This window comes from Nostoc sp. 2RC, from assembly GCF_014222165.1.
GTDB classification, from domain to species: Bacteria; Cyanobacteriota; Cyanobacteriia; order Cyanobacteriales; family Nostocaceae; genus Nostoc; species Nostoc linckia.
Genome location: NZ_JACKZU010000094.1, coordinates 1 through 23,572 on the forward strand (window position 1 = coordinate 1; position 23,572 = coordinate 23,572).

The following is a 23,572-nucleotide window of genomic DNA, read 5'->3' on the forward strand; positions in this document are numbered from 1 at the left end:
CTTCTGAAGTAAGAGTATGAATTTTAACTATTTTTTATTTAGTACTAGTATAAACAATGATTTATCTCATTAATAATGAGATCTATAAAATTAGCTTTACGCAAACAAGACAAACAATAAAATTTCATCTATCAGAGGTATTAAATATAAATATAGCCATTTATATATAAAAGAATTAAATACATATACTTAATCTGAAAGTATACTTCTGGCAGAAGATGTAAAAAAATATTAGAGATATTAAATTAAAATCAATAATAATCAAAGTTCTTAAATAACTCAGGCAAGCGTGCTGCTGTTAGCTGCTTACTTGAAATCGGCTAAAACTTTGTTACAATCCGCAACACACAAACTATGAACTCTACCACCGAAAAACGCATCGCCTTGATTTCCGTCCACGGAGACCCGGCGATTGAAATAGGGAAAGAAGAAGCCGGGGGACAAAATGTTTACGTGCGCTATGTGGGTGAAGCCTTAGCCCAGCTTGGATGGGAAGTTGATATGTTCACCCGCAAGGTAAGTCTAGAGCAAGACTCGATTGTTCAACATAGTGAGAATTGTCGAACTATTCGTTTAAAAGCAGGCCCCCTGGAGTTTGTGCCACGAGATGATATTTTTGGGTATCTCCCAGAATTTGTCGAAAATTTCCTCAAATTTCAAGGGAAAAATGGTATTACCTACCAATTAGTTCACACTAATTACTGGCTTTCTAGCTGGGTAGGGATGGAATTGAAGAAAATCCAAGGAGTTAAACAGGTTCACACATACCACTCTTTGGGAGCAGTAAAATATAACACCATAGATAATATTCCGTTGATTGCCAGTCAGCGATTGGCTGTAGAAAAAGAAGTGCTGGAGACAGCAGAACGAATTGTAGCGACGAGTCCGCAGGAACATCAACATATGCGATCGCTCGTTTCTAGTGAAGGCAATATCGATATCATTCCCTGCGGTACAGATATTCAGCGATTTGGTTCCATCAAACGAGATGCAGCCAGATTAGAATTGGGAATCGATGGAGAAGCCAAGATTGTATTATACGTGGGTCGTTTCGATCCACGTAAAGGTATAGAAACCCTAGTGCGTGCAGTCAATGAGTCTCAATTACGGGAGTCCAACAACCTCAAGCTAATAATTGGTGGTGGTAGCACTCCAGGTAATAGCGATGGAATCGAGCGCGATCGCATTGAGCAAATTGTCAACGAATTAGGGATGAGTGATTTAACCGTGCTTCCTGGTCGTTTGAGTCAAGATATCTTACCAACTTATTACGCAGCAGCTGATGTTTGCGTTGTTCCCAGTCACTATGAACCCTTTGGACTCGTAGCCATTGAAGCTATGGCCAGTGGTACACCAGTAGTAGCAAGCGATGTGGGAGGACTTCAGTTTACTGTGGTGAACGAACAAACTGGTTTATTAGCACCAGCCCAAGATGTAGGTGCTTTTGCCAATGCCATCGATAGAATTCTCTTGAATCCACAATGGCGAGATGAATTAGGTAAAGCTGGTAGAAAGCGCGTTGAAACTAAGTTTAGTTGGGATGGCGTTGCTAATCAACTGGGCGAACTCTACAAAGAGATTTTGGGAGAAACACCCAAAGAACTAGAACCAGCATTACTCACAAAATAACCTTCTTTGGTTATAGGTAAATCATTGGTAGGGTAGTACGCAGGTGCTACCCTTCGTATTACTAGGTCTTTGAAATAGGGAGTAGTGGTCTGTCCCATTAGTTCTGAGAGATAAATAAGTTTGTAGTTAGGACTTTAGTCCTTGATTTTTAAGCACTAAAGTGCTTACTACAAACTCATCAAAATTAATGGGACAGACCAGTAGGTACAGACAAGGGCTGAGCTTTGTCTGTACCTACTTGAGTGGGTAAGTTTTATATTGATAGCACGACAAATGCGGTTAAGTTGATTAATGCTGACCGCTTTTTTATGTGATGCCAGTGTGAACTAGACGCGATAGCATATACTGGGCATCGATATTTGCAGGTTAATAATTAATTTTTGTGCAACCAGTTGACTTTACCACCCTAAAAGCTGCTTGTAGCGAACTACGCACAAACTGGCTACCCTCAAGAGCAGAGCAAGTTTACCAGCGCGATCGCTACACTATTGTCATAGCATTACGCACCTTGAAACAGCGGGGTTGGCTAGAGATATCTTGGCATCCTCAAGCTGCACATATTTGTATCGGCGATCCACCACCGCGAATTCCCGATACCTTCACCTTCAGCCAGCAACTAATACACCAATTGGGTGGTTTGGCCTTGGTGGCAATTGAAGCGATCGCTCCTTGGGAACGTGTTATTGATTTACAATTTGCTCGGCGTCCTGGAGAAAGTGCCCTATATCATGTGTATGTAGAAATTATGGGCAAGTATAGCAATGTCATTCTCACCGACGCCAGCAATATAACCATCGCTCCTGCTCATCAAGTCAGTCAGCAACAATCTAGTGTCCGTCCCATCCTCACCGGACAACCTTACGAAACACCACCCAAACTCACTGGTACTATCCCCAATTTACAAGAATCTCAACAACGTTGGCAAGAACGAGTAAGCTTAGTACCAGGAGCAATCAAGCGGCAATTACTCAAAAGTTATAGTGGTTTAAGTGCTGCTTTGCTAGAGTCAATGTTGTTAGTAGCTAATATTCCACCAGAAACATCTACTGATACCCTTAAACCTGACGATTGGCAAAGATTGTTTGAGCGTTGGCAAGAATGGCTGCAAGCTTTAGATTCAGATCGATTTCAACCAGCTTGGACAGAACATGGCTACACAGTGATGGGTTGGGGTGGTGTGAAAAGTGCCAAAGACACCCAAGAATTACTCAAACTTTACTACACTGACCAACTCAATCAACAGTTATTTTCCCAATTGCGCCATCAATTGAGTCAGAAATTAAATAATATTTTGGAGAAACTACACAACAAAGCTCAAACCTTTAAGACGCGCTTGCAGCAATCAGATCGAGCTGATGAATATCGACAAAAAGCTGATTTATTAATGGCTCACCTACAAAACTGGGAACCAGGAATGAAGGAGATAATTATCCCAGATTTTGAGACTAATCAGCCAGTGGCTATTGCTCTACAACCGGATAAAAACGCCGTTCAAAATGCCCAAAGTCTTTATAAACAGCATCAAAAACTTAAACGCGCTCGTTCTGCGGTGGAACCATTACTATTAGAAGTACAGACAGAAATTGATTACTTAGAGCAAGTGCAGGCTGCCATCGAACAGATAGACAGCTACCAAACAGCAGAAGATTTGCAAGCTTTAGAAGAAATTCGCGAAGAACTCATTGGACAAAAGTATTTACAAGATCCAGAGTACCGCGATCGCCCTAGCAATGAAAACTCCATCAGCGACTTTTATCATTACCGTACTCCCAGCGGCTTTGAAGTATTAATCGGTCGCAACAATCGCCAAAATGACCAATTAACTTTTCGTGTAGCTGGGGATTATGACCTCTGGTTCCACGCTCAAGAAATTCCCGGTAGCCATGTACTACTACGCCTTGAACCCGGTGCTGTTGCAGAAGAAACTGATTTGCAATTTGTTGCTAATCTTACCGCTTACTACAGTCGCGCCCGTCAGAGTGACCAAGTACCAGTAGTATACACTCAGCTAAAACACGTCTACAAACCCAAAGGAGCAAAACCCGGAATTGCCATTTACAAACAAGAGAGCATTCTTTGGGGGAAACCACAATTGGTTATTGGGCATGGGGCATAGGGCATGGCGCATGGGGCATAGGGCATAGGGGAAAAACTCATCTCCCCTCCTCCCCCAATACGGTTTGGATAAGCAGTATGAACTTCCCTTGTGGTCTGGGAAAAGGTTAAGGGGTAAAGGATGTATTTGAAACCTTTGCCCTTTGCCCTTTGCCCTTTGCCCTTTGCCCTTTGCCCTTTCCCCTTTCCCCGAACCGTATCGCCTCCCCATCTCCTCCCTCCGTTAGAGCCAATTCTCCTTATAGATAGACGCTTTTAAATTTTGGTTATATCTTTTTTTGATGAAATTTTCTGAAAAATCTGTGTTGGCTGTTACAATATTGTTAAGAAAAGTTGCCCGTTGCATTTTGGGAACGCGCAATTGGGTTTTAACTCTCTTGAGAAGACAACGCGAAAAAACATTTTTTAGACCAGCTGTGGGAGGCTGGTCTTTTTGTAGTTATTAGCAAACTTTTTCTTGGGTTTTGGTGAGATGAATTACTGAATCGTTTGTCAAATATAGCAATAGACATATTTGTCTTTGATCTCAAGGGAATAGAGAAATGTCTTCGCAATTGTGGCGACTGCTATATTAAGTCAAAGACGGTTTAAAATTAACCGTTAACGTCATCAATTCCTCACATTTCAATTGCATAATGGGAATGGACAAGATGCCCAGTTAGCAAGACTTTCATCAAATTTGGATATGCAAGCTAGATGTGGAAAAGGGGATGGCTACAAAAAATATTTGTGACCCCATAAATTGACTGTAGAAGTATATAACTTTACGCTTATGTCAATGTATTAGGCGTTTCATGAAATATGATTAAGTATTCATAAAATCAAAATATTAAATTTTTTACTTTATTCCTGCCATAAAATTACTTAATTTATTTGTTTCGGTTCTTTGCTATTACTTAAAAAATTAAGTACTCTTACAGTGATAAGGAAGTAATTGAAAATCGCATACAAAATCAAGACGCAAACTTATATTTTGCGTCTTGATTTTGAGATTTGCAAAATTAGAAACTGAATGTGGTTCTCAGGGCACCAATCACAACATCATCATTATCATTGTTATGATCTGGAGATGTTAGCCAAATGACTCCTGGGGTAATGGTGATATTATCACTGAGTTTATATTGATAGAATGCTTCCAAATGGTAGGATGTATCCTCATCTCTAGCTAATCCCACGAGGCTAGAACTTGTAACTCTGGGTTCTATACCGGCAATAATACCTGCTAAGCTACCTTTTGTACCGAGGTCAGGGAAGCCAAGGGTAACAGCATAGTTCCAAATATCAACGTCTCCACGGTTTCCTCTCAAGCTGCGGCTGTTGGTGTATCCTACCCAACCACCTAAAACTATATTGTCAGTAATACCAATGGATGCTTGCACACCGTAAGAATTACTGGAAAATCCCACTTCTTCTTCTGGTAAACCCTGGATAGCAGCGATATCTTGGAAGGTTGCTGCATTGCTACCTGTGGCTAGCGGTTGGTTGTAAGAATTGATGTAAGTTAAACCAATAGAAATGCGATCGCTTGGTTGAACTGTCAACTGTGCTAAAGCACCATAAGAACCGTTGAACAAACCATTATTTGGTGTAGGGTCATTAGCTGTACCACTCAAATACCCCAAACTCAATGCTAATTTCTCGCTAAATTCGTATGTTAATCCTAATCCCGCGCCATTTATCTGGTTATAAATTGGGTTGCGTGTACCGAAGGTGGACAAAGCACCAAAAGCGCCATCGCCGTCAAAGATGTTGACAGTACTTGTCAAGTCATCGGCTGCACCTGCATTGGCAATGGCGATGACTTGTGTCTTTTTGCCCAGAGGAAATTTGTAATACAGTGCATCTATGGCAGCACTAGTGGTACCATCCTCGCCAGCAAAGAATAAATTGCCCTCTGGTGTACCAATATTAGGGCTGAGAATATTATTCGCCTGGATTCTAGTGAACAGTGTATCTTGCCCTGTAAAGCTAGTAACAAATTCTACCCGCGCCCGTACCCCTAAAGTTGTATTTTCGTCTGTAATTTCTGCACCATTGACTGTATTTCCTGACAACACATCGCTAACAACGGCAACAACTTGTCCTTGCAGTTTGGTTGTGGTGGAAAACTGATTGGCTTCCAATTCAGCTGTACGTGCTTCTAGGGCATCTACACGACCCCGGAGTGCTGCTAGTTCGGCAGAAAACTGTTCTTGCAGTTTTTGTAATGTGGCTAAATCTTCTTTGTTAACTAAATCACCTGTGGCTGTGGCAATTAATTCATTCACGCGATCTAAACAAGCATTCAAACCAGCAGCAAACTCATATCGCGTCAGTGCCCGATTCCCACGATAAGTGCTATTTGGATAACCTGCAATACAACCATAGCGTTCCACCAGCGATTGCAACGCTTGGAAAGCCCAATCTGTAGTTTGCACATCTGACAACTGAGACACTGAAGTAACTTGTGCCATTGTTTTATTTTCAGCGATGTTCTCAACTTTGGTGCTTGGACTTGTTACAACTGGCCCTTGATTGATGGGGGAAGTGTCCGATGTTTCACCTGCAAATGTAGCAGTACTAAGAAATAACATTGCACTGCATACTGCTGGACTAACTAGCAGATATTGACAAACTTTTTGCATTTTTCTCCTCACATTGAATCTATAATTTGCGCTCACACCGCGCTTTTTTCAAAGCACTTTTATTAAAAACTCGTCAGTAATCTTATCAGAAGTATGCAAGCTTTTTAACAAAATATGTCAATAAATCCTAATTATTTTAGGGAAACTTGATTGCAGAGATTTAATCTCAACCAGTATTTTTGTACTTTTTTATACTTAAATATAATATTGTGTGAGAATGATAATTATTATAATATGAAGATGTAGAATAAGTATCATTGTCAAAAATAATTGTGGCAAAACCACAGTAAGCATTGGTTTTGGGGAGGAAACAGCGTAATGGGAAATTGGAGAATATTCAGAACACACAGACAGGGAAATGGTATCGTATCATTAATTGCTCTGCTATTATTGTCAACAACTGCTGGCTGTGGGGAATCAAATCCGAATCAAGGAACAACTGCCCAACAGTCACCACAAGCACAGGAAGCTGCATCTATTCCCACAGCACAGTCGGGAAAAACTCAAGTAGTAACTACATTTTTGCCGATATATTTATTTACTAAAGCAGTGGCCGGAAATGCGGCAGATGTCAAAATTTTAGTACCACCTGGTACGGAGGTACATGAATACCAAGCGACACCGGAAAATGTGAAAGCGATCGCCACTGCTAATGTATTAGTAAAAAATGGTTTAGGGTTGGAGGAATTTTTGCAAGGCACGGTCAAAAATGCTCAAAACTCTAAATTAATACAAATTGATGCGAGTAAAGATATTAAACCCTTAAATGAAATTTCACCTGTTGAGAAAACAACCACAAATAAAGAAGACCACGAACACGAACACAGTCAAGGTAATCCCCACGTTTGGTTAGATCCAGTTTTGGCAAAACAGCAAGTAACTAACATTCGTGATGGCTTAATAGCAGCCGACCCAGCAAATAAAGCAACTTATGAAGCTAATGCTGCGGCTTACATTAAAGAATTAGAAGTATTAAACAGCGAATTTCAGCAGACATTACAAAAAACTCCAAGTTGCACCTTTGTCACCTTTCATGATGCGTTTCCCTACTTAGCCAAACGCTATAATCTCCAACAAGTTGCAGTGGTGGAAATTCCCGAAGATCAACTTTCGCCAACAGATGTGCAAAATACAATCAAAGCTGTGAAAAAGTATAAAGTTAAAGCCTTATTTAGCGAACCAGGAGTAGATAATAAATTGCTCACTAGTTTATCAAAAGACTTGAAGTTAAATTTGCGGACTTTGGATTCCGTGGAAACTGGTGAAACAGATCCACAGTATTATTTCAAAGTAATGAAAGCTAACTTACAAACTTTAGAAACTGCATGTAAATAGGTTTGTCATTTGTTCTTTGTCCTTTATCTATTACAAATGCCCAATGCCCTGTTTGGCCAATGCCCAATGCCCAATAACCAATGACTAATAACATTGCTATCTTAAAAGTAGAAGGATTAACAGTCTATCAAGGCAGTCATCTAGCTGTAAGAGATGTTTCTTTTGAATTGTCACCAGGAACAGATACAGCTATAGTTGGCCCCAATGGTGCTGGTAAAAGTACTCTGATTAAAGCCGTTTTAGATTTGATACCTCGAAGCGCTGGTACCATTGAAGTATTCGATCGCCCAATTGCAAAGCTGGGGCATTTACGTCACTTGTTGGGGTACATGCCGCAAAATTTCTTTTTTGACCGCAGCTTTCCCATTTCTGTCAGAGAATTGGTAGGACTAGGATGGACAAGTGAAGGTAAAAGGCAAAAGGCAAAAGGCAAAAAAGAAGATTCGTTTTTTTTCAGGTTGTGGCCACAAGACCAAGAAAAGTCCTTAGCAGTAACAGCAGCTTTACGGCGAACTGATGCTTATCATTTACAGCATCAACCTATTGGTACTCTTAGCGGTGGTCAGCTTAAGCGCGTATTGTTAGCTTATTGTCTAGTGAAGCCACGGAAATTACTAGTACTAGATGAAGCCTTTGCTGGAGTTGATATACAAGGCGCAGCAGATTTTTATGCATTGCTAAATGAATTAAAACAGCAAGAAGGTTGGACAGTATTGCAGGTTTCCCATGATATTGATATGGTAAGCCGTCATTGCGATCGCGTGCTTTGTCTCAATCAAACCATTGTTTGCACAGGAAAGCCAGAAATTGCCCTTTCACCACAAAATCTTTTAGCAACCTACGGCCCTCTTTTCAGTCGCTACCAGCACAATCATAATTGAGTTTGATTGTTGACTGTTGATTGTTGACTGGGGGGTTAAGAATTATTCTCCTTGTCCCCCTTGTCCCTACTTTTCTTGAATTCAAAACTTGACTCGGCTTGACAATATACAATACATTACGAACCTACTTGTGCTAACTTATCAAGGGCATTGCCCAGAAGTATGGATTTCTCTAATAATTGTCAGATAGCTTGGCTAGCGATCGCCAACGGTAATAACTTAGTCAGCTTATTACAATACCCCTTTATGCAACGGGCGATGGCGGAAGCTGTACTGATGGGAATACTTGGTGGGATGTTGGGTAGTTTTGTTACCTTGCGCCAACTGTCTTTTTTCAGTCATGCTGTTGGCCATGCGGCATTGGTAGGTGTGGCGTTGGGTGTGCTGCTACAGCTCAATCCTACTTGGATGCTGTTACCTTTTACCTTAATTTTTGGTGTTGTTGTCCTTTACTTTATCGACAAAACCGACTTAGCTAGCGATAGCGTACTTAGTATAGTGCTATCTGGGGCATTAGCGATCGGATTAATTCTCACCAGTTTCATCAAAGGATATCGTGGCAACTTGATGGCAGTACTATTTGGCGATATTCTAGGGCTGGATGCCACAGATTTAATTTTGACGCTGCTGATACTTGTGGGTGGTTCCATATTTTTACTATCAACTTTGCAACAGCAAATTTTATTGACACTTAACCCAGATGTGGCTCAGGTTCAAGGTATTCCTGTACAATTTTACCGCTACGCTTTTGTGGTGTTGCTTTCACTGGCTGTTGCTGTAGCAATTAAAGCTGTTGGCGTTTTATTAGTAAATGCCTTTTTGGTTATTCCCGCCTCCACTGCCAAACTTATGAGTCACCACTTTAGTGGCTTTTTAGTCACTTCAGTAATAGTTGGTTCCAGCACCAGCATCACTGGCATCATTTTCTCAGGTCTTTTCAGCATAGCTTCTGGGCCGAGTATCGTTCTTGTCCAGTTTCTAGTGTTTTTAGCTGTTGTCATCTGGTTTAAGGTGAACTTCAAAGCTACATAAATATTTTTCTCCAACCTCTTGCAAATTCGTTTTATCTTTGCTACATTTATTAATCGTGGCTCAAATAAATGCCTCCGCCGGGATAGCTCAGTCGGTAGAGCAGAGGACTGAAAATCCTCGTGTCACCAGTTCAAGTCTGGTTCCTGGCATACAATTCAGCTAAAAACACAACTTGCATCCTGCATCCACTCGCAGTAAACTTGCATCCAGCGTAAATACCACGTTGGTAGCCTTGGTAGCACTAACAGCCGTCATCAGTACTGTTGCTAGTGACGCAAAAAACTGGTATGAACATAGGTCACTCACACCAGTCAAGTATGGGGTATCGGTTAAAGACGATGCAAGGTCACTGCAAGTCGCTACGCCCTACGGGTAGGGGGAAACGTGTGTGTGTGTAGTTGGTATCTCTCCCGCCCACCCTCAGCGCCTAGTCTAGCCGATGATGTATTAAAAGTGCAATATATGACTTGTCATACAGTAGTACTGAACTTTTGCGATGCGTTACCAGGATGCGTACTGTTTTGACACATCGCCAACACAAAGGAAACCTATAGGTTCCCTGTTTGGTCATGACGGTACTGGTAAGTGTTTTAAGGCTATGTTGAGCATAGGGCATTACACCGTTATAAAATTTGTCTAATATAGGATTTGTCCTATATATCGGCAATAGTGCCTTGGTGGCGATTGTAGTGGGTGGTAGCAGGACGATCACTTGCCAACCACGACTTTAGATAGCAGTGGTATCCAGGTGTGTCACGGTGGCAGTTAATGGGGTATAACCAGGTTAACCATAACGTTATGGGTAGATCGTAAAATGCACTAAAAACCATTATCAAAAAAGCACTCAAAACAAAACACACCAAGGTTTGTACCCTAGTGCGGTATTTTTTATAACGTCGTTATAAACGACATAAATAACGTCGTTATTGACGACGTATAAAACGACGATGTTCTTATTTGTCGTATTTTAAAATTCTACTCATGTTATCGCGTAGTCTGCTCTTACTGAATACTAGCACTTATGACCTGTATCATCTGTCTGGATACGCCATATATCTCGGCTATACGTTCCTGTGTAAGCTTTCCATCGCGTAATAATTCCCTGATAACCCTTACTTCCTTATCCGTTAACTCTGTAGTGTCTTGACTGCTAATAGCACTGTTACTACGCTTGTTTGCTCTGCCTTTGGTAACGTACTTGAGGTTGCTAGCGCGATTATCCGAGCGATCGCCATTAACGTGTGTGAGCTTGTGTGTGTATGGACATTCCCCTATGAATGTTAGCGCTACCAGACGGTCAACACAAAGTGTACAACGAACACTGCCATTGTACAGAATAACGGTATGTTTCCCGTCGTAAGGTGTGAAACTCTTGAGTGGTTTGATGCTACCACGCCAAGACGACCAAATTTTACCGTCACGACTAGCAAAGTACCTACCCTCGTAACCAGGAATATCGCGTATCTCTTGATCGCCGTCATCCACCGTTGGTAATGTCTTCTCTGTCAGAACGTGGGGTGTAGAGTCTGTATGCACTAATGTCAGATGTGACGTTTTTGTTGTGTCAAGCAGTGATAATTGTCTTGCCATTTACCGCTATACCTTGTGTGTGTATCGTGTGTGTTGTGTCTGTTTTATCGCTTACTTTTGCATCATCGTCTCTAGCGCTGCTAGCAGTCGTGTGCGTGGTATTCGATGTACCCAATATAAGACTTGTCTAATAACAGCGACATCAGTAGCAACACTGAAAACGACGTTTAAAACGCCATAGGTTTAAAAGTTTGATGACGCTATTCAACGCCGTATAAACACGTCATTGTTACGACAAAGCCTTATATGGCAAGGATTGTAGCGCTTAAGTACTGATATCGGTATTGCTGATATCGGGTGTACCCCCCTTACAAAACACACGACGTTTTGAACGGCGTTATTAATGTCGTTATACACGTCGTTGTGAATGACGTACTAAAAATAAGGGGTATAACACTGATTCATTGATGTAAAGCACTTCCATGTTTTGACCTGGCAGGTATACCGTACATATCAGCTTTTCATCCAGTAATAGTGTACTGAATACCCCTAAAAACAATACGACATATTTAACGACGATATAAACGACGTTATTTATGTCGTTATAAACGACGTATATAAAAATAGGGGTGGTCACCACGAACAAGACTTGTCCATTAACCATCCCTCATATATGTATTGCTTCTGATTACTATCGGCGTAAAGATATGCTCAATTCATTGCTATGTATACGTTACAAGCGATTGAAACATTTGCTGCTCACATATCTATCCACATGGCATCACTATATCGCTCACATCACCCAAGTATCTTTTAACGATCATGTTTGCCGAATTCCCCACCCATCTAGCGACCATAGCACTGTCATTGCCACTTCTAACCATCTCTGTGATAGCAGTGTGTCTCATCTGATAAGGGTTCCTATATTCGATGTCTGGTAGAGTGCCAAGTACTGATTTCCAAGCCCTATTAGCAAAGTTATGCCAGTCTATATTCCCTCCTTTTTTGGCAGGGAATATAAAATCATCTTGATCACACTTTACCGGCTTAATGCCCTCTACAACGTTTCTAAGTTGGTCATTGATAGTGATTGATCGCTTTGATTGTGTTTTTGTACCCGCTTCTATTTCGCCGCTTGCTGTCAGCTTTTGACAGAAGGTAATCTTTGCACCTTTAACGTGCTTCCATTGGAGCGCTAGGGCTTCTTCAGGGCGACATCCAGTAGTAAACAGGAATTCCACTAAGGGAGCATAGTACTTATAACTATCACTAGCATAAAACGCTTGAATTATCCGCTTACGCTCATTATCGCTAAAGGGATTAATATCATCCCTGGTTCCCGTGTTTTTGGTAGATGGTATCAAGTTCTTTTTGTCTTCAAAAGGGTTTGATTGCAACTTGTCAGTCGATACACCCCATTTACAGCAAGCGTTTATCAGCTTCCATTGCTTTTCAAGGCTACTCGTGCTAGTACCCTTATGATCATTCACCAGCCATTGCATTATCTGTACAGCGTCTCTCACTAGTTTGTGAGGGCATCTCCTAATCTTGTTTTTGATACGGTCGTAATCAATCATGCTGTTGGATGCCAGAGTCTTAGACTTGAACAGTGTGTAGTCTTCAAACAGTTGCAACAGGTCAACAGCGTTAACGGATAACCTTGCTTCATACTCAGCCCTTGCATCCTCGGCATCACGAATAGCAGCTTCCTTTGTTCTACCTTGTAATGCATTGGGCTTGTACTTTGTCAACGTTGGGTCAAAATACCCTGCCATACAGTCGTTACGTATGTTACTGGCAATCTCCTTTGCCTTTGCAAGTGCAAACTTGTCAGCATATTTACTACCAGGCAGAGGACTAAAACAGTATTCCTTACCCGAATAAGTGAACCGAATGATAATGGAACCCTTGTTATCCCTTGGTGTAATTTCTCTCATACCTACCCCTTTTTGCTGCTTACTGAGTCTATTATTGCAGTAAACTTGCATCCAATGGGGTAATACTATTTTGTAGTAAGTGTAATAACCTTGTATGGTAAGCGTTTTAGCTAGATTAGAGCTAGGACTGAAAATCCTCGTGTCACCAGTTCAAGTCTGGTTCCTGGCATACAATCAGACCCCTTGAAATCGTTGGATTTCAAGGGGTTTTTGCTTTATAACATCTGATTAATCAAGAAAAAATTCTAAATCCTAGAAAAATTTTGGGTATTTTTTGATGTCTTTAGGCAAAAAATAGGTGTAAATTGGGTGTAAAAGCGGCCGAAACCTGAATTAGATGAACTTTGGGACAAGTATAGCGAATTCAAAAAACCTCAAATCAGCCCTAGTACTTATGCAAAAGACTTTGCCAAGCATCGAAATCACATTGCTAAGTTACCTACGCGATCGCTATATATAGTTCATCAAGTTCTGACCTACGACTACTGCTTAGTTCCTCTAGAATGTTCACATCCACAAACAAATCACCTAAAGGAACCCAGCGATCTACACTCCATAGTGGCATCGTGCTATGTAATCGCTGAATATCATCATGAATGCGCGATCGCACTTTTTGCACCAGTTCATCAACAGACTGCTGGTTCTGCTCTTTAAATGCGGTAAATTGACCAGTACCTTTTAGTTCCTCAAGTAGAGACCGAATTATTTCTCTGATTATTTCTGTATCTGCGCCGTAATAAGTGCGTAGGCAAAGCCCACCAAAGGTATCGCCTATGTGAATTTCCTGTCCTTGTCCCAGGTTGACCGGATATTTCCCTTGCTGAGAGACAATCTGACCACTACCACTAAGCCATTTTTGCAGGACTGTTATATCAGCCTCAGTCTGCTGTTTTTTGACGATGCGCTCAAGTATGGCGTTTAATTCTTCAAGGGTGGTCATTTTGATGATGATTCAAGCAGGAAATTTTGATTTGGGTTGAGATGGCGATCGCAACTAAGTAACTTCTTTCTATCACTGTTGTAAACATAACCTGATTTTATCGCTGCCAAACTTTAATGGTCTGATCTCGACCTCCACTTATTAGCATTTTTCCATCTGGGCTAATTGCAATTGATGTCACACCTCTGCGATGTCGTTCAGGGAAAATCTGGAATTCGTTTTCAGTAATTTTCCACTCTACAATTGTTTCATCATTACTACCACTGAATAAAGTTTTACCGTCTGGACTAAATACAAGGCAAGTAACGGCATCTGAATGTTGTTGGAGAGTCTGAGGGGTTTCTCCAGTATTTAAATACCAAAGTTTAATCTTATTGTCATTGCTGCCACTCGCTAATATTTCTCCATCTGGACTAAATGCAAGTGTATAAATAGCGTCTCGATGTGCTGTAAGTGTGCTTAAACATCTTTGCCTATCTATATCCCATAGTTTGATAGTTTTATCGTAACTACAACTAGCAAGAATACGTTGATTTTTTGGGTTGAAAGCAACACAGGTTACTTTATCAGAATGCCCTGATAATTTAGCAATTTCTTTGCCGCTTTCTACATCCCACAATTTAATATCATGATTATCATTAGCAGCTAATATTTTGTCATTAGGACTAAAAGTGACTGAATCAAAACCAAAAACATCTAAAAAATTACTCAAAAGAGTTTTACTAAACGTATGAAGCGGATTTGATGTGCCTAAACGCCAAATATATATTTGATAAGCTTTACAAGCAGCAATTAATTGAGCATCTGGACTAATGGCTACAGATGTAAACCATAAATCAAAAATGCCTGTTGCAGAAAAGGGAACAGAAATTTCTTGTAGTCTTTCTCGTGTGTTTGTCTGCCAACGTTTAATAACTTGATTGCCACTACTAATAAAATATTTTTGATGAGGACTAAAAGCTAGTTTTAATCCATAACGCATCACAGATTGTTGAGAAAAATCAGTTAAATTTTTGGCTAATTTATCTATAATTTGAATTCCAGTGGATTGACTTTCAACTTGAGTGTAATCATTCTCTGTTAAACTAGCGACACATCGCCAAGTTACTTTTTGAATGGCTTGAACTAAAGCTTGGATGGCTTGTTCATCCCAGGTTTGGTAGATGCAATCGCCTATATGGATGTCTCTACCTTCGCCAATATTAACGTTGTATTTACCTAGTTGTGATATGATTTGGCGATCGCCAGCCAAAAGTAACTGACGTAAAAATGTTATATCTTCATCAGTTTGCTGTCTATTCTCAACTCGATGCAGAGTTTCTTGGATCTGTTTATGATGTGTCATTGAATACTTGTGAATAATAGATTAGTAATTTGGTCAAAAATCGAGGTTAACTTTTGGGTCAAATATAAAATTGTAAATGTAGCCTGACAAGATTATCCAAGGATGATATCTGTGACACTCAAAGAGTTAGAACAACAACTTCTTGCCCTCAGTCCTGATGAAAAAGTCCAGGCTATACAGTTACTTGCTCAAAGCCTTAGTAGCAGTTGGCAAGGAATTGAGAAAACCCCTGGAGTATGTGGTGGAGAAGCACGCATAGCGAAAACTCGTATTCCTGTTTGGGTACTTGTGGAAGCTCGTCATCTTGGATACAGTGATGCTGACCTTTTGACAAGTTATCCCAGCATTACAGCTACAGATTTAGCTAATGCTTGGGTGTATGCAGAAGCCCATTCTGATGAAATCGAATTGGCAATTAAGCGTAATGAGGTAGCCTAGTTGATGGCACGATTTTACGCAGACGAGCAATTTCCATTTCCAGTTTTACCAACTGAAACTGCTATGCCATATTAACCACTTAAAATTTGCTGGATAATTTCTCGCAATTGTTTCCAGACAATTTCTCCTTTAAATTGCTCCCAAATACTTGTGGGCTTTTCATAGAAGTACAACTGCTGCTGGTTTAGTTCGTAAACCACTGGGATCTCGTACCAAAGCATATCTACTCGCAGATCAAATGGGTTAGTTGTTTGGATAGCTTCTCTGGTTTTTATATTCAGTTCATCTACTAAGGCGATCGCAAAGCAAAGATGAGTTGGCATACGGTCAAAAATATCGCTTATATTTTCACGATTAGGCATATTTATAGTTATTCAAAAAATTGAGAAAATTTTAGATTTTATAGTCCATATAAGCTAATTACATTATCATAATTTCCTACCAATTTATGAGCTTGATTCATCAGCTTTACGAGCTACCTGTGTTACAACATTCCGAGTAGCTTCTGCGCCAAAACCCAATGCTAACAAAGCAAAATAATCACCCCAACCATTAGCCCCAAAAGTGGGTTTAGTCCAATACAATTGGTTAAAACCACTACCTGCCAACACAGTAAAGGAAATCAGATAACTGGAGAGATAAAACAATTTCAACCGCCCGTTTGCAGTTTCCCATAAGCTGGCGATCGCCTTTCCTGTTTTAGTTAAAAATTGCACTTGTAAAGCTTCTTTCTCTAATACTGACGGGGCTTGAATCACCATACCAACTTCAGGAATACCATCAATACCTTTTTCTTCATTAAAAACCTGAATTTCTAACACCCTTACTTTTTCTATACCTGTATTAATTTCGGATTGTAAAGTCTGTATCTCAGTTTCTTGAGCAGGCATTAACATATACAATCTCTGCGTTAATTTAGATGCTTTATCTTCCCATTCATAGCGTTGGTTACTATCTTCTAACCCTCCTATTAAGTTTTTTAGTTTTTCTAGCTGTGTTTTTAATTGAATATAAGTATTAATTTGTTGAGATATTTTATCTAGACCTTGTTGCAATTCATTTGCTGTTGTAAGAACAGGAGCATTTTGTAAAGCTTGTTCTAAATCTCGCTCTATAACTTGAATATAGAGAGCCGATGTATCTTCTTTTAAGTCCTCTCGGTCAAGGCGTTGACGGAGTTTGTCATAATAGCGAAACAAAATATCCCAATCAGGGCGTTGTTGGATCCATTTATGCCAAACTTCCTTCGCATTATTAATTGCTGCTTGCGCCTCAACAATTTGTTTGGCATCGCGTGCTTGTTTGGCAATATTAAGATAAATATCAGCCCGCGACCAAAATGCTCGTGCTTCAACTCGATCCGCCGCAATTTGAGTACGCAAATTCTCTAAATTAACTGTTACTTCATCACTTAACTTTCCTTGGCTACTGTAGGCAGAAACCGCCATACCAATGAGGATTCCCAACACCAATACAGTTAGAGGTAATGGCCAAGGATCTTTGAGTCTGACAATTACAGGAATGGTTTTTTCTCCAGCCTCATAGGTTAATACTATTTCACCTGTAAATTCTCCACTGGAAGAATTATGCAACTCAAACTGGATTGGTAAACTAATCAATTCTTGAGGATTGATTTGAGTAGGTGGTGAAGTCAGTTTAATTGTGCGTGCTGGTAAAACTGAACTATTATCAGCACTCAATAAATCTACAGTAATTACTTTTAAATTACTTACTTTCTCGCTAGTCCGCAGCGTAATCGTGCGGGTGACATTTTCTCCTCTGGTTGCATTGATTGTAATTGTTTTGGGGTTAGTTATAACCTCTGCTTGAGCCAAAGCTGGAGATTTTATCAAAATAACCAATGATAAAAGTAGAATTTTTAAAATATCAAAACGCCTAATTTTCATACCTGAAGATAGGTGCTAAATTATAGCCATACTACCTAATACTTAATCAAAAGTGAACAAAGTCTTTAGCCAAGGTCATGCTTGTATTGTTGGGGTTGGTGGTGATTTATCCAACACCGTAGATGATGCTGTCGGTTTTGCCAATATCCTCAAAGACGCGGAACGCTGCGCCTATCCACCCCAACAGGTGCATTTGTTGACTAAAGAACAGGCAAACCGAGAAGAAATCCTTGCAGCTCTAGACAAATTAGCTCAATCAACTACACCTGATTCTACAGTAATTGTCTATTTTTCTGGGCATGGTTATCAAGTCAATAGTCCTATAGGTGAAGCCTATTATTTAATGCCTTTTGGCTATGACCAGACCAAACTACATAAAACAGGGATTAGTGGTACAGAATTTATTACCAAGCTACAAGCAATTGCCGCAAAGAAGCTGTTAATATTATTAGATTGTTGCCATGCTGGTGGCTTAGTAGATACATCAAAATTAGGTTATGAAGCCCAAAAAGCACCGCTTCCGCCAGAGGCTCAAGCATTGTTTCATCAAGGAAAAGGACGATTTGTGATCGCTTCCTCCCAAGCCGATGAAAAATCTTTTGCAGGTAGACCCTACAGTGCTTTTACACTAGCCTTAATCGAAGCCTTAGCAGGTAAAGGAGCTTCGCAAAAGGATGGTTATGTGCGGGTTGCAGATTTAGCTATGTATGCGCGTGAAGTCGTACCGAGAAGAACGCGCGATCGCCAGCATCCCATTTTAAATAATTTTGAGCAAGCTGATAACTTTATCCTGGCATACTACGCAGGCGGTGAAACTGAGCCGAAAGGATTACCCTTTGAAGGTGAACCGGAGATTGAACCTGAACCTGGGGCTTTTAATCAACCAAGTACCAATAATTCGGTTATTCAAATTGTGACTCAGAAAAATTCAAAATACAACATTAATGTAGGTATAGGTAATCCCGTGATTAATGATAGCAATTAATACAACAATTATTTTCTACACCCTAACTCAATTATTTTTTTCTAGAGAATAAAAATGATTTTTAGAGATATGTAATTATCTCGTGACAATGTGAGTAATACAAAAGTGATACAGTTAGAATTACATAGATAATTTGGCAAGGTTCCTGAGTTATCTAGCGTTATTTAGTACGTCTATCTGTTTGTAATTACCTGGAGGAAGTTTTGAATAGAGCCAGCAAAATAGAAGCAATTCTCAACGCATGGTTAGAATTCATTGTTTTAGTAGATTTAAACAATGCCAAAGTTCCAGGTAATGAGGCTGTGTTGAGTGGTGTAGAGCTAAATGGTAATTTGATAAAAATTAATCAAAATGATTTTGCTGAAATCAAACGGAAAGTTAGCGAAGACACTGCTCAAGAAGACACTATTTGGGTTTTATCCTTTCCTCAACTCTCGACTGTCAACCAGGGGAAATCTGAGTATTATCCTTTGTTTAGCTTAGATGTGACATCCATCCTCAAAGGAGAGTATCAAGAGGACGGATGGAATCTTGACAATTTGGAATTAGTAGAAGCTGGGGACAATTTAGCAAGATTTCTCAAACTTGACGATGAACAAAGAGAGCAGTTAAATACCCAAGATGGGTTCGCACAGTTTCTCAAAAGTACCTTTGGACTGGAATTTGACACCTATGAAGGCTGGATGAATCAACTACAATTGCATCCATATAATATTGAATACAAGCCTTATTTATTCAAATTCTCAGTCAGTAACTTTCATATAAATCTCAAACCTGATTTAAAAAATATTAAGTCCAGTGCAAAAAATTGGTTTAAATCTAAGCATCCAGCCTATGAATATTTATTTGGCAAGCCTCAACTTCCTGCCCACAAGATAACATATACAGGAGCTTTCTCAACCCATCCCCCAACTGACTCTCAACTGCAAGCACTAAAACACGCTCAAACTGAACCTATAACAGCAGTTCAAGGGCCTCCGGGTTCTGGTAAAACTACACTGATTCTTCATGTCATAGCCCAGCAAGTTGTTAAGCGTGCGCTCACATTACTCGAAACAGGGGAAGACATCAATAACTTGACAGTTGTTAGCAGTACAGTAAATAAAGCCGTTGAAAATGTTATTGAAAAACTAGATGAATACTTAAAAGAAAAGCCTTTAAAGGATAAGTTTTTTTATCTAAAAGGAGGAAGTAAGACTAATATTAAAGCAGAGGGTGGAGCTAAAGATGCTATCCAATTTGCTATTATTGAATTACTTGATAAACAAAGCTTTGACGAAAATATATATAATTCTCTATCAGAAGAAATTAAAACAATAGTAGCTAATTTAAAAACTCAAGAAAATCACTATATAAACTTACGTCGTCAACGTGATGCGGATGAAATACAGCAACCTCAGCTACAGAAAAAAATTCAACAGCTTGAAGTAGAAATAGAGAGTTTGAAAATAACCCAAGTTCAGTCTGAGAGAAAAGCTAAGGAACTACACCTTTATGAAAAGCTGCCAATAGATGTCTATCAAAAAATTCAGCTGATTTTTGAAAATGCGAGATCGCACTTACCAGAAAGTAACACTCCTTGGTGGAAAAGATTTATACTTTGGCTAACTCGCAGTACGGAACAACAAATTTTGAAAAAAACGGCATCCAAATGTGAACAGTATATTTTACAAACTATTGATACTCCTTTTCCTGTGAAAAACCCTAATAATCGGAGTATTTTCATTCAAGAATTAGGCTATGTTAATACAAGAATAGAACGCACTATAGAATTCCAAAATATCAAAAATCACTTAAGAGAAGGCGTAGAAAAAACGCAGAGATTCACTAATGAGCTTCATTCGATAAGCACTGAATTGGTAGCCTTAGAAAATAGATTAAAAATCAACTTAAAAGACTTTTATCATGACTTTCATGTTGATTATCATGAAGAACATAAAAGATTATTTGAATTATCGCGGCAATTGCTCAAGCAAGAAGCATTACGCAATAAAGAAGATGTAAAAAAGGCTTTAACTGCATATTCAAACTTCATCACAGGCAGTGAGAGAAACCGTAGATATTTTTCCCAAAATTTAGAAAAATTAGAAGAAAATCTAAAAGCTATCAGTTTAATATTCCCAGTTATTACCAGCACCTTGCTTTCAGTAAAAAATATGCTGCCGTGTGTTACTGATTGCATTGATAGAATTATTGTAGATGAAGCGGGAATGATACCACAGCATCAGACATTTCCTTTGTTGTTTAGGTGTCGCAATGCCATTATTGTGGGAGATCCACTTCAGATTGAACCCATTATTAATTTAAGTAATCCAAGAGGCGAACAATACCGTGATTCAGCCTTTATTAAAAGAGGACTATCTGAACTTGATTATCATCTTTACAGTCCTGAAGAAACAGAACTAGCTACTACCTATCATCGAGCGGCGGGTGCAAGTGGGGAAGACGGTGATGCTGGTCAAGGAATTAAGCTAGTTGAGCATTACCGTTGTCAGCCTAGTATTATTCAATTTTGCGATCGCATCGTAGGATATGGGTTACAAGTAAAGACAAAACCTGCATCATCTCTATTAACAACAAACCTAGTTGCGTACCACGTCGAGGGAAGTATACAGAACAATGTCAATGCAGAAGAGGTGGCTGTAGTCAGTGAAGTAATCAAGCATTTGATTAGTCAAGGTTACTCACCAGAAGATATTGGTGTTATTTCTCCATTCAGCATTCATGCTCAAGCTTTGAAGCATAGTTTACCAAAACAAAAAGAACTGTCTGGGTTACAAAAAGAAGCAATTGGGACGATTCATCAATTTCAAGGTTCACAGAAGCGAGTAATAATTTTATCTACAAAAGTATGCAGACCACAAGATAATCGTAGCTGTGATTGGCTAAACTCTAAACCTAATTTCCTTAATGTTGCCGTATCTAGAGCAGAAGAACTGTTTATTTTAGTTGGTAATCTTTATAGGTTAGAAAAAGCTCAAGGTTATACCCGTAAACTTGTAGAACATATTCGAGAACATGGCGAAATTTTTGAGTACAAGTCCAAAAATGAAATTCCTGAACAGAGGCCAGGAGCTACGCTCGTTCTTGATTGTGACCATTTAGATATTTTAAAAACAGCTATTGATGAAGCTGAAGAAGAAATCACAATTGTTACACCTTGGATTCGTGGTATACATAAGAACTCAGAACCAGAGCGGTTTGCTAGAGAGATAGTATCGGCTTTACAAAGAGGAATAAAGATAGAAGTAATTTATGGTTATATGGATCCTGATGGCATTGATGATAATGACATTAAAGCGGAAAACCATTTGAGAAAATTAGTTCCTCAATATCCAGATTTAACACTACGTCCTTTAGGGAAAGAAAAATACAAACGAAGTCAAGGTACAAACGAGAGAATTTTAATTTGTGACTCTAAATTTGCTGTCGTTGGTAGTTGGAATTGGCTTTCTCACCCCTACAGATATTACTGCATTAAGAATCGTAGCAATACAAAAGCTCAGATTCGTCAAGAAACTAGCATAAAAATTTTAGAATCAACTTTAATCTCCGAAATCAAAAACCAAGTAAAACAATATTTAATGGTTTAGGCATTTTCAAGACAACACACTACTCGAAAACTAAATGATTCATTGCGTGTACTGGGATTTTCAAAATAGCGAGATGCAGAACGACAATAATTAAAATCATAATCCCAAGCACCACCCCGAAGCATTCTATATTCTGGATTCCCATCTATTGTCCATGCACTACCATCTGATGGTGCGTCTTGATAATCTTCATGTTGATAGTCAGCACACCATTCCCAAACATTACCGTGCATATCATATAATCCAAAGCTATTACCAGGAAAAATTCCGACTTCGCTGGTTTGACTCACACGAAAATGTGTTTGCTGTTCCTCATGATAATTCGCTAAATCTCTCGTAACTATTGCACCACAATAAAATGGAGATGTTGTATTAGCACGACAGGCATATTCCCATTCAGCTTCACTAGGTAAACGATAAACTCGTCCTGTTTTTTGTGAGAGTCTAGCACAAAATTCTTGTGCTTCATACCAAGAAATACACTCTACAGGTAATTTATCTCCTCGAAAATATGATGGCTCGGATTCAAGTTTGCATTTGATTTTTGGAAAATTTGCAACCTCTCGCCACTGTGCTTGAGTAATAGGATATTTACCGAGAAAGAAAGGTTTAAGAGTGACTAAATGTTGAGGTCGTTCATCCTCTACTGTTCCAGATTCATCTTTAGATGCTCCCATTGTAAATGAACCACCAGGTATAGAAACCATTTTTAGTTCAACACCCTTGTTCAAATCTTCTACAAAGTATTCTGCTTGTTTAATAGAACGTTTAGTAATGTTTCCCTGCTTACCTACTGTTACCGTTTCAAAATCAAAGGTTGAAATAGCTGGAAGTTCTGATGTGGGTAAATATTGAGATATTTCTGAATTTATGCATTCTAGTTTTTCAGTTATCTCATAATCAACTGCTGGTAAATTTTTAGCTAATGTGTTAATACTTGTGTTACTAAAAACCTCTTGTAATACTTCTCGCAAAACTTCCTTGATTAATTCTGGATTTATGCCGTTGTAGATTTCGCCAAATTGATTACTTTGGGCTTTGCCCATGTTGTAATTATTTTTGCCTAATTGCAAGACAATTTGATAGACTTGCTGTCTATCTGTATTTAATATTGATGTGAATTTCTGTATGTCATCTGCTGCTACTCCAAGATTTGTTAGTATACTAATGACAGTTGATGTGTCAGTTTGTACGCCTTCACCTTTAGCAATACGTTCAAAGATTGCAATTAATTCACTGAAATTAGACAATTTAAACTCCATAGCTTGGTTGAATTTATAT

16 protein-coding genes and 1 tRNA gene are annotated in these 23,572 nt (G+C 39.3%); 9 read left to right on the forward strand and 8 right to left on the reverse strand.

Translation table 11 applies throughout. From position 1 onward, the window contains the following. The first annotated feature begins 354 nt into the window (after nt 1-354). On the forward strand, nt 355-1,629 hold the full coding sequence (locus GNE10_RS13165) for a glycosyltransferase family 1 protein (RefSeq protein WP_099072752.1): 1,275 nt from the start codon (nt 355-357) through the stop codon (nt 1,627-1,629). Nucleotides 1,630-2,011: 382 nt separating this feature from the next. After that, nucleotides 2,012-3,745, forward strand: coding sequence for an NFACT family protein (locus GNE10_RS13170; RefSeq protein ID WP_185565568.1), 1,734 nt, complete (start codon nt 2,012-2,014; stop codon nt 3,743-3,745). A 1,000-nt stretch (nt 3,746-4,745) separates the two neighbouring features. Here the strand turns inward: GNE10_RS13170 and GNE10_RS13175 are convergent. Continuing rightward, nucleotides 4,746-6,368 (reverse strand): iron uptake porin, encoded by a 1,623-nt coding sequence (locus tag GNE10_RS13175; RefSeq protein WP_185565569.1) that lies wholly within the window; start codon nt 6,366-6,368, stop codon nt 4,746-4,748. 318 nt (nt 6,369-6,686) lie between these two features. On the opposite strand from GNE10_RS13175, the gene GNE10_RS13180 reads away from it, so the two are divergent. The 4 genes from GNE10_RS13180 to GNE10_RS13195 all read left to right on the forward strand — a co-directional run bounded on the left by GNE10_RS13180 (nt 6,687) and on the right by GNE10_RS13195 (nt 9,765). Then, nucleotides 6,687-7,703: a metal ABC transporter substrate-binding protein gene (locus tag GNE10_RS13180; protein ID WP_185565570.1), complete on the forward strand. Its 1,017-nt coding sequence runs from the start codon at nt 6,687-6,689 to the stop codon at nt 7,701-7,703. Nucleotides 7,704-7,783: 80 nt separating this feature from the next. Further along, the gene (locus GNE10_RS13185; protein ID WP_099072747.1) at nt 7,784-8,584 is read left to right on the forward strand and encodes a metal ABC transporter ATP-binding protein; all 801 of its coding nucleotides are present in this window, start codon (nt 7,784-7,786) and stop codon (nt 8,582-8,584) included. A 162-nt stretch (nt 8,585-8,746) separates the two neighbouring features. Next, complete coding sequence (locus GNE10_RS13190; protein ID WP_185565571.1) at nt 8,747-9,616, forward strand: metal ABC transporter permease; 870 nt, start codon at nt 8,747-8,749, stop codon at nt 9,614-9,616. A 76-nt stretch (nt 9,617-9,692) separates the two neighbouring features. Further along, a tRNA-Phe gene (locus tag GNE10_RS13195) sits at nt 9,693-9,765 on the forward strand. Nucleotides 9,766-10,618: 853 nt separating this feature from the next. Here GNE10_RS13195 and GNE10_RS13200 read toward each other — a convergent pair. From GNE10_RS13200 to GNE10_RS13215, 4 genes are all read right to left on the reverse strand, one after another. Beyond that, a complete protein-coding gene (locus GNE10_RS13200) occupies nt 10,619-11,206 on the reverse strand; it encodes an HNH endonuclease (protein WP_185565572.1) in 588 nt (195 codons plus the stop codon). Nucleotides 11,207-11,913: 707 nt separating this feature from the next. Continuing rightward, nucleotides 11,914-13,083 (reverse strand): tyrosine recombinase XerC, encoded by a 1,170-nt coding sequence (gene xerC, locus GNE10_RS13205; protein WP_185565573.1) that lies wholly within the window; start codon nt 13,081-13,083, stop codon nt 11,914-11,916. Between the two features lie 439 nt (nt 13,084-13,522). Next, a complete protein-coding gene (locus GNE10_RS13210; protein WP_185565574.1) occupies nt 13,523-14,023 on the reverse strand; it encodes a hypothetical protein in 501 nt (166 codons plus the stop codon). A 97-nt stretch (nt 14,024-14,120) separates the two neighbouring features. Beyond that, complete coding sequence (locus tag GNE10_RS13215) at nt 14,121-15,368, reverse strand: WD40 repeat domain-containing protein (RefSeq protein ID WP_185565575.1); 1,248 nt, start codon at nt 15,366-15,368, stop codon at nt 14,121-14,123. A gap of 102 nt (nt 15,369-15,470) precedes the next feature. On the opposite strand from GNE10_RS13215, the gene GNE10_RS13220 reads away from it, so the two are divergent. Next, on the forward strand, nt 15,471-15,806 hold the full coding sequence (locus tag GNE10_RS13220; RefSeq protein WP_221642837.1) for a DUF433 domain-containing protein: 336 nt from the start codon (nt 15,471-15,473) through the stop codon (nt 15,804-15,806). A 71-nt stretch (nt 15,807-15,877) separates the two neighbouring features. On the opposite strand, the gene GNE10_RS13225 is transcribed toward GNE10_RS13220, so the two are convergent. Both GNE10_RS13225 and GNE10_RS13230 read right to left on the reverse strand, forming a co-directional pair. Then, nucleotides 15,878-16,168 (reverse strand): hypothetical protein, encoded by a 291-nt coding sequence (locus tag GNE10_RS13225; protein WP_185565577.1) that lies wholly within the window; start codon nt 16,166-16,168, stop codon nt 15,878-15,880. A gap of 84 nt (nt 16,169-16,252) precedes the next feature. Further along, nucleotides 16,253-17,713, reverse strand: coding sequence for a hypothetical protein (locus tag GNE10_RS13230; RefSeq protein ID WP_185565578.1), 1,461 nt, complete (start codon nt 17,711-17,713; stop codon nt 16,253-16,255). A gap of 52 nt (nt 17,714-17,765) precedes the next feature. Between GNE10_RS13230 and GNE10_RS13235 the strand changes: the two genes are divergently transcribed. Next, nucleotides 17,766-18,698, forward strand: a complete 933-nt coding sequence (locus GNE10_RS13235; protein WP_185565579.1) for a caspase family protein — start codon at nt 17,766-17,768, stop codon at nt 18,696-18,698. Nucleotides 18,699-19,030: 332 nt separating this feature from the next. Beyond that, nucleotides 19,031-22,291 carry an AAA domain-containing protein gene (locus GNE10_RS13240; protein WP_260446874.1) on the forward strand — a complete coding sequence of 1,087 codons (3,261 nt, stop codon included), beginning with the start codon at nt 19,031-19,033 and terminating at the stop codon, nt 22,289-22,291. On the opposite strand, the gene GNE10_RS13245 is transcribed toward GNE10_RS13240, so the two are convergent. Beyond that, a partial coding sequence (locus GNE10_RS13245; RefSeq protein WP_185565581.1) for a formylglycine-generating enzyme family protein occupies nt 22,288-23,572 on the reverse strand: 1,285 nt, incomplete at its 5' end. The two genes, GNE10_RS13240 and GNE10_RS13245, sit on opposite strands and share 4 nt — an antisense overlap.